We start from the raw sequence: 12969 nt of genomic DNA on the forward strand, positions 1-12969 counted from the left end.
GAAACGTTATGGAACTGACCCCCAGAGAAAAAGACAAGCTGTTGCTGTTTACCGCCGCGCTGGTTGCCGAACGCCGCCTTGCGCGCGGGGTAAAGCTCAACTACCCGGAATCGGTCGCGCTGATCAGCGCCTTCATTATGGAAGGCGCGCGCGATGGCGAAACCGTCGCCTCGCTGATGGAGGCGGGCCGCCACGTCCTGAGGCGCGACCAGGTAATGGAAGGCGTCCCGGAGATGATCCCGGATATTCAGGTGGAAGCCACCTTCCCGGACGGCTCCAAGCTCGTCACCGTCCACAATCCAATCGTCTAAGGAGCGCGTGATGATCCCAGGCGAATATCAGATCAAACCGGGCAATATCAGCTTTAACGTCGGGCGAGAAAGCCAAAGCGTGGTTGTCGAAAACCACGGCGACAGGCCGATCCAGGTCGGATCGCACTACCACTTTTACGAGGTCAATCCGGCGCTGAAATTCGATCGGGAAGCCACCAGGGGCTACCGACTGAACATCCCGGCGGGCACAGCCGTGCGCTTCGAGCCCGGCCAGAAGCGGGAAGTGACGCTGGTGCAGGTCTCGGGTGCGCAGCGAATTTTCGGTTTTCGCGGTGACGTGATGGGAGAGGTGAAACATGGCTGAGATTTCACGCCGGGCGTATGCCGATATGTTCGGCCCCACCACGGGGGATAAAGTGCGGCTGGCCGATAGCGAGCTGTGGATCGAAGTCGAAGACGATCTCACGATCTATGGCGAAGAAGTCAAATTCGGCGGCGGGAAGGTGATCCGCGACGGCATGGGCCAGGGGCAGATGACCGCTGACGCCTGCGTGGATCTGGTTCTCACCAACGCGCTGATCGTCGATCACTGGGGGATCGTGAAAGCCGATATCGGCGTCAAGGACGGGCGGATCTTCGCTGTAGGCAAAGCCGGGAACCCGGACATTCAGCCCGGCGTGACGATCCCGATTGGTGCGGCAACGGAAGTGATTGCCGCCGAGGGGAAGATCGTCACCGCTGGCGGGATCGACACCCACATCCACTGGATCTGCCCGCAGCAGGCGGAAGAGGCGCTGGTTTCCGGCGTCACCACCATGATCGGTGGCGGCACCGGACCGGCGGCGGGCACCAACGCCACCACCTGCACGCCAGGACCGTGGTATATCGCCCGCATGCTGCAGGCTGCCGATACGCTGCCGGTGAATATCGGCCTGCTCGGCAAAGGTAACGGCTCCAACCCGAACGCCCTGCGCGAGCAGATTGCCGCCGGTGCTATCGGGCTGAAAATTCACGAAGACTGGGGCGCGACGCCTGCGGCGATCAACTCCTCGCTGGAGGTCGCTGACGAGATGGATATTCAGGTGGCGTTGCACAGCGACACGCTGAACGAATCCGGTTTTGTCGAAGACACGCTGGCGGCCATCGGCGGGCGAACCATCCACACTTTCCACACCGAAGGGGCGGGCGGCGGCCACGCGCCGGATATTATCACCGCCTGCGCGCACCCGAATATTCTGCCCTCCTCCACCAATCCGACGCTGCCCTACACGGTCAATACCATCGACGAGCATCTCGACATGCTGATGGTCTGCCACCACCTTGACCCGGATATCGCCGAGGACGTGGCGTTTGCCGAGTCGCGCATTCGTCGTGAAACCATCGCCGCTGAAGACGTGCTGCACGACATCGGCGCATTCTCGCTCACCTCGTCAGATTCGCAGGCCATGGGCCGCGTCGGGGAAGTGATTATCCGCACCTGGCAGGTGGCGCACCGCATGAAAGTCCAGCGCGGCGCGCTGCCGGAAGAGACCGGCGAGAACGACAACTTCCGCGTGAAGCGCTACGTCGCCAAATACACCATTAACCCGGCGCTCACCCACGGCATTGCCCACGAAGTCGGTTCGATTGAGGCGGGCAAGCTGGCGGATCTGGTGGTCTGGTCCCCGGCATTCTTCGGCGTGAAGCCTGCCACCATCGTCAAGGGCGGGATGATTGCCTGCGCGCCGATGGGCGATATCAACGCCTCGATCCCCACGCCGCAGCCGGTGCATTACCGGCCGATGTTTGGATCGCTGGGTGCCGCGCGCCACGCCACCCGGCTGACGTTTATCTCGCAGGCCGCCAGTGCGAACGGCATCCCGCAGCAGCTCAACCTGCAGAGCGCTACCGCGGTAGTGAAAGGCTGCCGGACGGTGAAAAAGGCGGACATGATCCACAACGGCCTGCAGCCGAATATCACCGTCGACTCACAAACCTACGAGGTGCGCGTCGACGGTGAACTGATAACCAGCGAACCGGCTGACGTTCTGCCGATGGCGCAACGCTATTTCCTGTTTTGAGGAGTGATGATGATCTATTTAACCCAACGCCTGGACCATGCCCACCCCGTCACCGCCAGCGTCACGCTGCCGATTGACGTACGGGTGAAAAGCCGCGCCCGCGTATCGCTGAACGACGGCCGCGAAGCCGGACTGATGCTGCCGCGCGGCCTGCTGCTGCGCGGGGGCGACCTGCTGACTACCGACGACGGTATCGAGGTCGTCGAGGTGATCGCCGCCCCGGAGTCGGTTTCCGTGGTGCGCTGCGCCGATCCGTTCCTGCTCGCCCGCGCCTGCTACCACCTGGGCAACCGCCACGTGCCGCTGCAGATCATGCCCGGCGAGCTGCGCTATCACCACGACCACGTTCTCGACGACATGCTGCGCCAGTTCGGGCTGGAAGTGGCCTACGCCAGCCTGCCGTTTGAACCGGAAGCGGGCGCTTACACCAGCGATGCCCACAGCCACTCTCACGCTCATTCACATTAAGGATTCATCATGCGTAAGTATTTACCTCTGCTGCTTCTGGCCTTTTCCATTCCCGCACTCGCCCACCCCGGCCACGGCACCGACAGCTTTCAGGCCGGTTTTCTCCATCCGCTGACCGGGCTCGATCATCTGCTGATGCTGACCGGTGCGGGCGTGCTCTCTGCGCTGAGCGGACGCAAACTCCTGCTGCCGTTTGCCACCCTCGGGATGATGCTTGTCGGTGCGATTGCGGGCAGCCTGCTCGGCGGCTTTAGCGGCATGGAGATGCTGATTATCGCCTCGCTGGCGGTATCCGGCGTGATGATGTTTAAAACTGAAAACCGCCTGCTGCTGGCGGTGCCTGCCCTGGCGATGTTCCACGGCTGGGCGCACGGCGTGGAGATGTCCGGCCACAGCTTCTGGCTCTTCACCAGCGGCTTTATGCTGGCCAGCGCCACGGTGCTGTGCGCCAGCTTTGCCGCGGGGCTGCTGCTGCGTCGTCACGACGGCCTGCGTAAGACCTTCGGCGGCGGGCTGATCGTTTCCGCCCTGCTGGCACTGATGAGCTGATGGATCATTCCCGCCAGTTGCTGCACCTGATGCAGCTCTCCAGCAGCAGCATGCCGGTCGGGTCGTTTACCTGGTCGCAGGGGCTGGAGTGGGCCGTTGAGGCGGGCTGGGTCACGGACGCCGACGCCTTTAAACGCTGGCAAACCCAGCAGATGGAGCAGAGCTTTTTCTGCGTCGATCTGCCGCTATTTATGCGTCTTTATCAGGCCTGTGAGCAACGCGATCTTACACATGCAAAACGCTGGACGGCATACCTTCTCGCCTGCCGGGAAACGCGCGAGCTGCGAGAAGAAGAGCGAAACCGCGGGGCGGCCTTTACGCGACTGATTAAGAGCTGGGAACCGGATTGTCCGCCCGAATGGCTGCCGCTGTTTATGCAAAGCCAGCTCTGCGGCATGGCCTGGCTCGGCGTGCGCTGGGGTATTGGCGCGCGTGAGCTGGCGCTGAGCCTCGGCTACAGCTGGATAGAGAGCGCGGTAATGGCGGGCGTCAAGCTCGTGCCGTTTGGTCAACAGGCCGCGCAGCAGCTGATTATCGAACTGAGCGACGACTACGCCGCTGGTTTTGAACAGGCATTTTTACGTCGCGACGATGCGCTGGGGGCAGCAACGCCGCTGTCCGCCATCGCCTCCGCGCGCCACGAAACCCAATATTCACGACTATTCCGTTCCTGAGGAGTCAATATGGCTGATTACAAACATCCCCTGCGCGTGGGCGTGGGCGGCCCGGTAGGGTCGGGCAAAACCGCGCTGCTGGAAGCGCTCTGCAAGGCGATGCGCGATACCTATCATCTTGCGGTGGTGACCAACGATATCTACACCAAAGAGGATCAGCGCATCCTGACCGAGGCGGGCGCGCTGGAGCCGGAGCGCATCGTGGGCGTGGAGACAGGCGGCTGTCCGCACACTGCCATCCGCGAAGACGCCTCAATGAACCTGGCGGCGGTGGAAGCGTTAAGCGAGAAGTTCGGCAATCTGGATCTGATCTTCGTTGAAAGCGGCGGCGACAACCTGAGCGCGACCTTCAGCCCGGAGCTTGCGGATCTGACGATTTACGTGATCGACGTGGCCGAAGGGGAAAAAATCCCGCGCAAGGGCGGGCCGGGGATCACCAGGTCCGATTTTCTGGTGATCAACAAAACCGATCTCGCGCCGTACGTGGGGGCGTCGCTGGAGGTGATGGAGCGCGACACCAACCGCATGCGCGGCGAGCGTCCGTGGACGTTTACCAACCTGAAAGCGGGTGACGGTTTAGCGACGATTATTGCGTTTCTGGAAGAGAAAGGGATGCTGCGGGTGTAGTGTGGGTTATTGCACGTTGGCACATGTGGATGTTGTAGGCCCGGTAAGCGCAGCGCCACCGGGCAAAAAAACTTATGCCTCTGGCAGTTCCGCCAGCGGCCAGCGCGGACGCACGGACACGCTGAGGTCGGACGTTGCGCCCGCATTCAGGCGCACCATACCCGCGTAAGCGATCATCGCGCCGTTATCGGTACAGAACTCCGGACGCGCATAGAACACTTCTCCGCGACGCTTTTGCATCATCTCGGCGAGCTTCGCGCGCAGCGTACGGTTAGCGCTCACGCCACCGGCCATCACCAGACGCTTAAAGCCGGTCTGATCCAGCGCGCGCTTGCACTTGATCATCAGCGTATCCACCACCGCATCTTCAAACGCACGGGCGATATCGGCACGCGTCTGCTCGTCGTTATCATTATTGCGGATAGTATTGGCCGCGAAGGTTTTCAGCCCGGAGAAGCTGAAGTCCAGCCCCGGACGGTCGGTCATTGGACGCGGGAAGACAAAGCGCCCTTCCGTTCCCTGCGACGCCATTTTTGACAGCATCGGGCCACCCGGGTAATCCAGCCCCAGCAGCTTGGCGGTTTTATCGAAGGCTTCACCGGCGGCATCGTCGATCGACTCGCCCAGCAGCTCGTACTTGCCAATGCCCGTTACGCTAATCAGCTGCGTATGACCGCCGGAGACCAGCAGCGCCACAAACGGGAATTCAGGCGGATTCTCTTCCAGCATCGGCGCCAGAAGGTGCCCTTCCATATGATGAACCGGGATCGCCGGCACATCCCACGCGAACGCCAGCGAACGGCCAACCGTTGCGCCAACCAGCAGCGCGCCAACCAGGCCCGGGCCTGCGGTATACGCCACTGCATCAATCTCTTTTGCCGTTAATCCCGCTTCTTTAAGCGCCGCCTGAATCAGGGGAACCGTTTTACGCACGTGGTCACGAGAGGCCAGTTCAGGTACGACGCCGCCGTAGTCAGCGTGTAATTTCACCTGACTATACAACTGGTTGGCCAGAAGACCTTTTTCGTCGTCGTAAATGGCGATGCCGGTTTCATCGCAGGATGTTTCAATACCCAGTACACGCATGACTTGTTTTACCTCGTTTCAATACCGCGCAGTGTAGAGCCTGGGCGGGTTGATGTAAAACTTTGTTCGCCCCAGGAAGAAGGCTCGTGTATACTCCTCACCCTTATTAAAGTCCCTTTCAAAATCGCATCGGTGCTTTACAAAGCAGCAGCATTTGCAGTAAAATTCCGCACCATTTTGAAATAAGCTGGCGTTGATGCCAGCGGCAAACCGAATTTATTAAAGGTGAGAGTTACATGCCGGTAATTAAAGTACGTGAAAACGAGCCGTTCGACGTAGCACTGCGTCGCTTCAAACGTTCATGCGAGAAAGCAGGTGTTCTGGCTGAAGTTCGTCGTCGTGAGTTTTATGAAAAACCAACGACCGAACGTAAGCGCGCTAAAGCTTCCGCTGTGAAACGTCACGCGAAGAAACTGGCTCGCGAAAACGCACGCCGTACTCGTCTGTACTAATTGGTTGAGGGCCTCAGCCCTCAATTGACAGACAGAGTAATAGTCGTAAGGCCGTGCTTCCGGAAGGAATGCGCGGCTTGTTTTCGTTTATAAGTCGCTTAAAATTTTGGGGCATATGGCCGGAAGAATCCCACGCGTTTTCATCAATGACCTGCTTGCCAGAACCGACATCGTCGATCTCATCGACGCGCGGGTAAAGCTAAAAAAGCAGGGCAAGAACTACCATGCGTGCTGTCCGTTCCATAACGAAAAAACCCCCTCCTTCACCGTAAACGGTGAAAAGCAGTTCTACCATTGCTTCGGCTGTGGCGCACACGGTAATGCCGTCGATTTTTTGATGAACTACGACAAGCTCGAGTTCGTTGAAACCGTCGAAGAGCTGGCGGCGATGCATAACCTTGAAGTGCCGTATGAAGCAGGCAGTGGGCCAAGTCAGATCGAGCGCCATCAACGGCAAACGCTGTATCAACTGATGGATGGCCTGAATTCGTTTTACCAACAGTCTCTTAAGCACTCTGCGGCTGAGCCTGCGCGTCAGTATCTGAACAAGCGCGGACTGAGCGACGATGTCATTGCGCGTTTCGCTATTGGTTACGCCCCGCCCGGCTGGGACAACGTGTTAAAGCGTTTTGGCGGCAATAGCGAAGATCGTAAGTCTCTCATCGATGCAGGCATGCTGGTCACCAACGACCAGGGACGAAGTTACGACCGCTTCCGTGAACGGGTGATGTTCCCGATCCGCGACAAGCGAGGCCGGGTAATTGGTTTTGGTGGTCGCGTGCTGGGTGATGCCCTGCCGAAGTACCTCAACTCCCCGGAAACCGATATTTTCCATAAGGGCCGCCAGCTGTACGGTCTTTATGAGGCGCAGCAGGATAATGCGGAACCTCCGCGTCTGCTGGTCGTCGAAGGCTATATGGACGTCGTGGCGCTGGCGCAGTACGACATCAACTACGCGGTTGCGTCGTTAGGTACGTCCACGACTGCCGATCATATTCAGCTGCTGTTCAGGGTGACCAACAACGTCATCTGCTGTTACGACGGTGACCGCGCAGGACGTGACGCCGCCTGGCGAGCGCTGGAAACCGCGCTACCTTATATGACCGATGGGCGTCAGCTACGCTTTATGTTTCTGCCCGACGGTGAAGACCCGGATACGCTGGTGCGTAAAGAGGGTAAAGCGGCGTTTGAAGCGCGGATGGAGCAGGCTCAGCCGCTCTCCACGTTTTTGTTTAACAGCCTGATGCCGCAGGTCGATTTGAGTACCCCTGACGGGCGCGCGCAGCTCAGTACGCTGGCGCTGCCGTTAATCAGCCAGGTGCCGGGCGAAACGCTGCGCATCTATCTGCGTCAGGAGCTAGGCAACAAGCTCGGCATTCTGGATGACAGCCAGCTTGAACGTTTAATGCCTAAACAGGCTGAAAACGGTGCGGTTCGCGCCGCGCCTCAGCTAAAACGCACAACCATGCGTATACTGATAGGGTTACTGGTGCAAAACCCCGAGCTTGCTCCGCAAGTGCCGTCGCTGGCGGGTTTGAACCACGAAAAATTGCCCGGACTTGGCTTATTTTCAGAACTGGTCAACACTTGTTTGTCTCAGCCAGGTCTGACCACCGGACAACTTTTAGAACATTATCGCGGCACAAAAGAGGCCGCTACCCTTGAAAAATTGTCGATGTGGGACGATATAGCAGATAAGGACATTGCAGAAAAAACGTTCACCGACTCGCTCAACCATATGTTTGATTCGATGCTTGAGTTGCGCCAGGAAGAGTTGATAGCTCGCGAGCGCACCCACGGTTTGAGCAGCGAAGAACGCCGGGAGCTCTGGATGATTAACCAGGAACTGGCGAAGAAATAAGTCAAAGACAAAAGTATTTAACGGCTTAAGTGCCGAATATCGATCGGGAAGCCCCCGGCAGCCGCACTGAGAGGCAGCGGCAAAAATATAAGTACGCCCTCGCTTTAAATGTTGGTAGCCCCATCGCCGACACCAATCAAACGAAATAAGTGTGGATACCGTCTTATGGAGCAAAACCCGCAGTCACAGCTGAAACTTCTTGTCCAACGCGGTAAGGAGCAAGGCTATCTGACCTATGCCGAGGTCAATGACCATCTGCCGGAAGATATCGTCGATTCAGATCAAATCGAAGACATCATCCAAATGATCAATGACATGGGTATTCAGGTGATGGAAGAAGCACCGGATGCCGATGATCTGTTGCTGGCTGAAACCTCCAACAACACTGACGAAGATGCGGAAGAAGCTGCTGCACAGGTACTGTCCAGCGTGGAATCTGAAATCGGGCGTACCACTGACCCGGTCCGCATGTACATGCGCGAAATGGGTACCGTTGAACTGTTGACCCGCGAAGGCGAAATTGACATCGCTAAACGCATCGAAGACGGGATCAACCAGGTTCAGTGTTCTGTTGCTGAATACCCGGAAGCCATCACCTATCTGCTGGAACAGTACGATCGCGTTGAAGCTGAAGAAGCTCGCCTGTCCGATCTGATCACCGGCTTTGTCGATCCGAACGCTGAAGAAGATATGGCGCCTACCGCCACTCACGTCGGTTCAGAGCTGTCTCAGGAAGAGATGGATGACGACGAAGACGAAGATGAGGAAGAAGAAGACGACAGCGACGACGACAACAGCATCGACCCTGAGCTGGCACGTGAGAAGTTCGGTGAGCTGCGTACCCAGTACGAAGTCACGCGTGACACCATCAAAGCGAAAGGCCGCAGTCATGCCGCCGCTCAGGAAGAGATCCTGAAGCTGTCTGAAGTGTTCAAACAGTTCCGCCTGGTGCCAAAACAGTTCGATTACCTGGTGAACAGCATGCGCGTCATGATGGATCGCGTGCGCACCCAGGAACGTATCATCATGAAGCTGTGCGTTGAACAGTGCAAAATGCCGAAGAAGAACTTCATCACCCTCTTCACCGGCAACGAAACCAGCGAGACCTGGTTCAACGCGGCTATCGCGATGAACAAACCGTGGTCAGAAAAACTGCATGATGTGAAAGACGATGTGCAGCGCGGCCTGATGAAACTTCAGCAGATCGAAGAAGAAACTGGCCTGACCATTGAGCAGGTAAAAGACATTAACCGTCGTATGTCCATCGGCGAAGCGAAAGCCCGCCGTGCGAAGAAAGAGATGGTTGAAGCGAACTTGCGTCTGGTTATCTCTATCGCCAAGAAATACACCAACCGTGGTCTGCAGTTCCTGGATCTGATTCAGGAAGGCAACATCGGTCTGATGAAAGCGGTAGATAAGTTTGAATACCGTCGTGGTTATAAGTTCTCTACCTATGCGACATGGTGGATCCGTCAGGCGATCACCCGCTCTATCGCAGACCAGGCGCGCACCATCCGTATTCCGGTGCATATGATTGAGACCATCAACAAGCTCAACCGTATCTCCCGCCAGATGCTGCAAGAGATGGGCCGCGAGCCGACGCCGGAAGAGCTGGCTGAACGCATGCTGATGCCGGAAGACAAGATCCGTAAAGTGCTGAAGATCGCCAAAGAGCCAATCTCCATGGAAACACCAATCGGTGATGATGAAGATTCGCATCTGGGTGATTTCATCGAGGATACCACCCTCGAGCTGCCGCTGGACTCTGCCACCACCGAGAGCCTGCGTGCTGCCACGCACGACGTCCTGGCTGGCCTGACCGCCCGTGAAGCAAAAGTACTGCGTATGCGTTTCGGTATCGATATGAATACCGACCACACGCTGGAAGAAGTGGGTAAACAGTTCGACGTTACCCGCGAACGTATCCGTCAGATCGAGGCGAAGGCGCTGCGTAAGCTGCGTCATCCAAGCCGCTCTGAAGTGCTGCGTAGCTTCCTGGACGACTAATCTGCAGTCCTGCAGTATGAAGCCCCGATTTTTCATCGGGGCTTTTTTTTAGATTTTCGCCGGACGCCATTTTGGATCGCCGGGAAGCGGAATTAACCCAGAACTGTCGCCATTGATACCGTAAACCTGCGTATTCAGCGAATGGAGCAGGAACTGATGCTGCAGGGTGGTAATAAAGCTGTCGATTTTTCGAGAACTTGTTGCCGATTTACACGCGTCCACATAGACATTTCCCTTATAACCCGGTGGGAGCAAGGGTTGAATATTGATAAAGCACTGCTCACCATTGAGACAGAAGGCACGGTTAATATCCCGATCGCCGATCTCCGGCTTACCTTCACTGCCCTGAAACGCGCCGTGTGCAATGATAAATAAATTTTCATTTACTCCCAGCGGTGGAATAGGATTTTTAAAGGGTTGATAGTAGCTGATAAATACATCTGGCTCATCGAGCACACAATCAGCGGCAATCTCCACCAGCTCCGGATCGTCAGTACATACGATAAAAATCATCATCACTCTCCTCTGAATTATCTCACTGTCCAGGTGTTGTCGAGATTGAGCACGACATCCACGTTATAGACGTTAGGGTTAAAGCTGATCTGCTGGGCGTTGGTGATGCTCTCCGTGTCCAGCACTTCGCCCGTTTCATAATCGCCAAAGGTCACCCAGTAGACGGGATGCGGCGTATAGGAGAACTGCAAATTGGGCTGCGCCTCTTTGGCAAAGGTGCCCGCTCCCGACATGGCGATCCCCACGGAGACCTGATCGAAAGGCACCGTATTATCGTTATGAACGTAAAGCGTGCCCGGACGCCCGCCCGTTACCTGATCCCGGAAAGTCAGCGCCCTGCGTGAAGAGGTCAGCGTAACGTTGTTATTTTTAGTGAGATCGGCAGGCCACGTTTGCGATGCATCAAATGTAACCCCCGGCACCAGCGGACCGGTTTCATCCCAGATAAACGCGTAGTCAATGGTCCAGTTAAACTGTACGCGGGTAGTGGGATGCGCAGGCTCGGTAAACCATGCCAGAGACATCAGTTGCGGGTCGGCAATATCTGGCGCTGTCTGGTAGACACAAATTTTGCCGTAGTTGCGCGTGTTGTTTTGAAAGGTTAGCGTGTATTGTTGTGACATTTTCAGTTCCTCTTTACGTTGTGATAGTGTGTTTATTAAAAATAAAAATGACTACAGTGCTTCACCTCCTTTTTGTTTATCTGTGTTAGAACGAATCATTCTTATATTTCGCATGCTCACCCCAAAAGTGCGTGTTAATTCCGTCGAGGAGACATTATCCCGCATAGCCATTTGCATGGCCGCGCGGCGGATAGCGATAAAAACGCCCCAGGCAGAAGGCAACTCAATATTTCCGGCCGAGTCTACGCGTTTTAACAAACGGTCATACTGTTCTGCTGAAATATCAATACTGTAGATTTTTTTAAAACGGTCCTGTTTTTTTGGCAGATATATTTTCCTGCCGCCAAAGTCATAAATCATATGAAACAGCGTTGAAAACCCACAGACTCCTGCGATCTCCGCTGCCGCCCAAGGCATTGCAGATAAAACGTAATGTGGATAGCGTTCACAAAACTGAATCAGTTCCTTTTCATTTTCTGAGCTCATTGCTGGTAAGCCGGAAAAAATGACAGGATAAACCTGTAAAAAATGGTCGTTAATTTTATTATTCATACTTACCCCATGATCTTTTTTATTCACTGCTAACAGGCAATCTGAATAAGACAGGTAAAGTATTAATCGCATAAAAGAATATAGACACGGAGGAAGCGTTCCCCCGCGTGAGAAAGGCGTGTATTTAATGAAGCTTTGATTAATTATATTTAAGAGGCGCTACATAAAAATGCAATGCAACGCCGAATAAAACTCAGATATATTAGAGACCTCTACTCACCAGCGCGTCGTCCAGCTCCCGGTATGCTTCGACAAGTTTATCCAGCGTTGCCCGATTGAGCCCACTCGGGTTGGGAAGTACCCACACCTGCGTTACGCCGATGCTAATGCTCTGTTTACCCCACTGCGCCCCGCGCTGGCTAAACGCCTGCTCGTAAGCCTGCTTGCCGAGGATAGCCAGCGCAGCTGGCTGATAATCCTCTATCTTCTTGACCAGTTCCCGCCCGCCGCTGCGTAGTTCATGCAGATTGACCTCGGTTGCCTGCACCGTAGGACGCTCGACCAGCATGGTGATCCCACAGCGCGTATCCAGCAGGTGTTGCTCCTCTTCTGGCTTGAGTAGCCTGTCGGTAAAACCTGCCTGATAGATCACCTTCCAGAAGCGATTTCCCGGATGAGCGAAGTGAAAACCGGTGTGCGCCGAGGATTTCCCCGGGTTGATACCGCAAAATACTACCCGCAGGCCAGGGGCCAGAATGTCGTTAATCATCTTTACTCCCACTGATACATCGTTATGGAAGTATAAAGGATTGATTATGCATTGTTTATAAAAACAGCAGGCAGGAGTGAATGGCTGGATTGCTGCGGGGAGTTACTTTATAATTCACCGCCACGGCCCCTTAGCTCAGTGGTTAGAGCAGGCGACTCATAATCGCTTGGTCGCTGGTTCAAGTCCAGCAGGGGCCACCAAATTTTAGCTTTAGAATCATATAATTAAGCCACTCTAGCGAGTGGCTTTTTTATTGGTTTTTTTCAACGGTCGGAAGCGAAGCCGCTAACCGTGGGCCAGCGAAGCTGTTCGCGCATTCCCGGCGTCGCCAGGGGTTGCGATCAGACGCTCCACGGACTCCATCGTCACGAACGTACAGCTGCAGTCAACATTGGTGCACTGGTGATAGCGCTCTTTGGTGTTTTCACTTAAATAGCGACTGGTACGCGCATGCGCGGAATGCTTGCACTTAGGACAATGAAACATGTACCCCTCCGTTAATTCACATTTTGTGAA

Annotated in this window: 16 protein-coding genes and 1 tRNA gene; 11 read left to right on the forward strand and 6 right to left on the reverse strand. The window is 55.8% G+C overall.

What is annotated here, in order from left to right:
* Positions 1 to 8: 8 nt before the first annotated feature.
* The 7 genes from ACOQH0_RS19565 to ureG are packed head-to-tail and all read left to right on the forward strand — an operon-like array spanning position 9 to position 4650.
* Positions 9 to 311, forward strand: a complete 303-nt coding sequence (locus ACOQH0_RS19565; RefSeq protein WP_006811999.1) for an urease subunit gamma — start codon at positions 9 to 11, stop codon at positions 309 to 311.
* Between the two features lie 10 nt (positions 312 to 321).
* Entirely contained in the window at positions 322 to 636 is a 315-nt protein-coding gene (locus ACOQH0_RS19570; protein ID WP_212474478.1) for an urease subunit beta, read from the forward strand.
* A complete protein-coding gene (ureC, locus tag ACOQH0_RS19575) occupies positions 629 to 2332 on the forward strand; it encodes an urease subunit alpha (RefSeq protein ID WP_172701228.1) in 1704 nt (567 codons plus the stop codon). The genes ACOQH0_RS19570 and ureC overlap by 8 nt, the downstream gene beginning before the upstream one ends.
* 9 nt (positions 2333 to 2341) lie before the next feature.
* Positions 2342 to 2800, forward strand: coding sequence for an urease accessory protein UreE (gene ureE / locus ACOQH0_RS19580; protein ID WP_172701303.1), 459 nt, complete (start codon positions 2342 to 2344; stop codon positions 2798 to 2800).
* Between the two features lie 9 nt (positions 2801 to 2809).
* Positions 2810 to 3349, forward strand: coding sequence for a HupE/UreJ family protein (locus ACOQH0_RS19585; RefSeq protein ID WP_010435726.1), 540 nt, complete (start codon positions 2810 to 2812; stop codon positions 3347 to 3349).
* The gene (locus ACOQH0_RS19590; RefSeq protein WP_421511042.1) at positions 3349 to 4023 is read left to right on the forward strand and encodes an urease accessory protein UreF; all 675 of its coding nucleotides are present in this window, start codon (positions 3349 to 3351) and stop codon (positions 4021 to 4023) included. Before ACOQH0_RS19585 ends, ACOQH0_RS19590 begins: the two co-directional genes overlap by 1 nt.
* 9 nt (positions 4024 to 4032) lie before the next feature.
* Positions 4033 to 4650, forward strand: coding sequence for an urease accessory protein UreG (gene ureG, locus ACOQH0_RS19595; RefSeq protein WP_010435731.1), 618 nt, complete (start codon positions 4033 to 4035; stop codon positions 4648 to 4650).
* Between the two features lie 72 nt (positions 4651 to 4722).
* Here ureG and tsaD read toward each other — a convergent pair whose 3' ends face one another.
* Positions 4723 to 5736, reverse strand: a complete 1014-nt coding sequence (gene tsaD, locus ACOQH0_RS19600) for a tRNA (adenosine(37)-N6)-threonylcarbamoyltransferase complex transferase subunit TsaD (RefSeq protein WP_010435734.1) — start codon at positions 5734 to 5736, stop codon at positions 4723 to 4725.
* 236 nt (positions 5737 to 5972) lie between these two features.
* On the opposite strand from tsaD, the gene rpsU reads away from it, so the two are divergent.
* The 3 genes from rpsU to rpoD all read left to right on the forward strand — a co-directional run bounded on the left by rpsU (position 5973) and on the right by rpoD (position 10056).
* The gene (gene rpsU / locus ACOQH0_RS19605; RefSeq protein WP_001144069.1) at positions 5973 to 6188 is read left to right on the forward strand and encodes a 30S ribosomal protein S21; all 216 of its coding nucleotides are present in this window, start codon (positions 5973 to 5975) and stop codon (positions 6186 to 6188) included.
* A gap of 115 nt (positions 6189 to 6303) precedes the next feature.
* A complete protein-coding gene (gene dnaG / locus ACOQH0_RS19610) occupies positions 6304 to 8049 on the forward strand; it encodes a DNA primase (RefSeq protein ID WP_089599648.1) in 1746 nt (581 codons plus the stop codon).
* Between the two features lie 165 nt (positions 8050 to 8214).
* Positions 8215 to 10056, forward strand: a complete 1842-nt coding sequence (rpoD, locus tag ACOQH0_RS19615) for an RNA polymerase sigma factor RpoD (protein WP_010435741.1) — start codon at positions 8215 to 8217, stop codon at positions 10054 to 10056.
* Between the two features lie 48 nt (positions 10057 to 10104).
* Here the strand turns inward: rpoD and ACOQH0_RS19620 are convergent, their stop codons facing one another.
* The 4 genes from ACOQH0_RS19620 to mug all read right to left on the reverse strand — a co-directional run bounded on the left by ACOQH0_RS19620 (position 10105) and on the right by mug (position 12453).
* Entirely contained in the window at positions 10105 to 10572 is a 468-nt protein-coding gene (locus ACOQH0_RS19620) for a hypothetical protein (protein WP_421511043.1), read from the reverse strand.
* A 14-nt stretch (positions 10573 to 10586) separates the two neighbouring features.
* On the reverse strand, positions 10587 to 11192 hold the full coding sequence (locus ACOQH0_RS19625) for a protein rhiA (RefSeq protein ID WP_421511044.1): 606 nt from the start codon (positions 11190 to 11192) through the stop codon (positions 10587 to 10589).
* Between the two features lie 51 nt (positions 11193 to 11243).
* Positions 11244 to 11744: a hypothetical protein gene (locus ACOQH0_RS19630; protein ID WP_421511045.1), complete on the reverse strand. Its 501-nt coding sequence runs from the start codon at positions 11742 to 11744 to the stop codon at positions 11244 to 11246.
* 202 nt (positions 11745 to 11946) lie between these two features.
* Entirely contained in the window at positions 11947 to 12453 is a 507-nt protein-coding gene (gene mug / locus ACOQH0_RS19635) for a G/U mismatch-specific DNA glycosylase (protein ID WP_421511046.1), read from the reverse strand.
* Positions 12454 to 12577: 124 nt separating this feature from the next.
* Here mug and ACOQH0_RS19640 point away from each other — a divergent pair.
* Positions 12578 to 12653, forward strand: a tRNA-Ile gene (locus ACOQH0_RS19640).
* An 85-nt stretch (positions 12654 to 12738) separates the two neighbouring features.
* Here the strand turns inward: ACOQH0_RS19640 and ACOQH0_RS19645 are convergent.
* Positions 12739 to 12939, reverse strand: a complete 201-nt coding sequence (locus ACOQH0_RS19645; protein ID WP_100166454.1) for an ogr/Delta-like zinc finger family protein — start codon at positions 12937 to 12939, stop codon at positions 12739 to 12741.
* Positions 12940 to 12969 lie beyond the last annotated feature (30 nt).

It is taken from the genome of Enterobacter sp. JS8-1 (genome assembly GCF_049187015.1).
Taxonomy (GTDB): Bacteria; Pseudomonadota; Gammaproteobacteria; order Enterobacterales; family Enterobacteriaceae; genus Enterobacter; species Enterobacter mori.